A 1441-nucleotide genomic window follows, 5' to 3' on the forward strand; every position below is an offset into this window, starting at 1 on the left:
CGTCCACCGGTCAGCGGCGCCCTGCTCTCCCACGGGCTGACCCCGCAGTACCATCGGCGCTCGGCGGCTTAGCTTCCGGGTTCGGAATGGGTCCGGGCGTGCCCCGCCCGCCATGGCCGCTGACCGGTGGGCGGCGCTCGTCTCTAGACGATGAGAATGCCTCCCACGCTTGAGGGTTCCCTCCGCGTGCCCTGGGGGCCGCACAGCGAGCTCAACGGACCGGGTACCCTGATCGACCTGAGTTGCACCCGCCAAGCACATGCAGCTGCGCCCGCGGGGATGCGACGGGTAAGAGCTCGGGCGATTAGTGCCGCTCGGCTGAGGCTGTCGCCAGCCTTGCACCTGCGGCCTATCAACCAGGTGGTCTACCTGGGCCCTTACCGGAAGGAGAACTGATCTCGGGAACGGCTTCCCGCTTAGATGCCTTCAGCGGTTATCCGCGCCGGACGCGGCTACCCGGCCATGCCGTTGGTCGACAACCGGTTCACCGGAGGTCCGTCCACCCCGGTCCTCTCGTACTAGGGGCAGCCTCCCTCGATTCTCCTGCGCCCACGGAGGATAGGGACCGAACTGTCTCACGACGTTCTGAACCCAGCTCGCGTACCGCTTTAAACGGCGAACAGCCGTACCCTTGGGACCTGCTCCAGCCCCAGGATGCGATGAGCCGACATCGAGGTGCCAAACCTTGCCGTCGATGTGGACTCTTGGGCAAGATCAGCCTGTTATCCCCGGAGTACCTTTTATCCGTTGAGCGACGGCCCACCCACTCGGGGCCGCCGGATCACTAGAGCCTGCTTTCGCACCTGCTCGACTCGTGGGTCTCGCAGTCAAGCCCGCTTGTACTCTTGCATTCAAAAGGACGGTTGCCGACCGTCCCGAGCGGACCTTCGCGCGCCTCCGTTACTCTTTAGGAGGCGACCGCCCCAGTCAAACTACCCACCTGGCACGGTCCCCGCACCGGATCGCGGCTGCGGGTTAGGACGCCGGCGCGGCGGGGGCGGTATTCCAAGGGCGACTCCCCCGGGACTGGCGTCCCGGGTTCGGCGTCTCCCGCCTATCCTCTACGCGCCGCGCTGGCGGCCAATGCCAAGCTGCAGTGAAGGTTCACGGGGTCTTTCCGTCCTTCCGCGGGTAAGTCGCATCTTCACGACTAGTGCAATTTCACCGGGTCCATGGTCGAGACAGCGCCCAAGTCGTTGCGCCTTTCGTGCAGGTCGGAACTTACCCGACAAGGAATTTCGCTACCTTAGGACCGTTATAGTTACGGCCGCCGTTTACCGGGGCTTGGGTTCGGGGCCTCGCCTCGCGGCTAACCCCTCCCCGTGACCTTCCGGCACCGGGCAGGCGTCAGACCCTATACGTCGCCTTTCGGCTTCTGCAGAGTCCTGTGTTTTTGGTAAACAGTCGCTTGGGCCTCTTCACTGCGGCCCGCCTCCGCTCG

At 65.0% G+C, this 1441-nt stretch carries 2 rRNA genes; both read right to left on the reverse strand.

The annotated features are described in order from the left end of the window. Positions 1-8 precede the first annotated feature (8 nt). A 5S ribosomal RNA gene (rrf, locus tag BQ9843_RS00005) occupies positions 9-124 on the reverse strand. A 160-nt stretch (positions 125-284) separates the two neighbouring features. Then, positions 285-1441 (reverse strand): 23S ribosomal RNA (locus BQ9843_RS00010); the annotation flags it as partial.

This window comes from Collinsella bouchesdurhonensis (genome assembly GCF_900155365.1).
Classification (GTDB): domain Bacteria; phylum Actinomycetota; class Coriobacteriia; order Coriobacteriales; family Coriobacteriaceae; genus Collinsella; species Collinsella bouchesdurhonensis.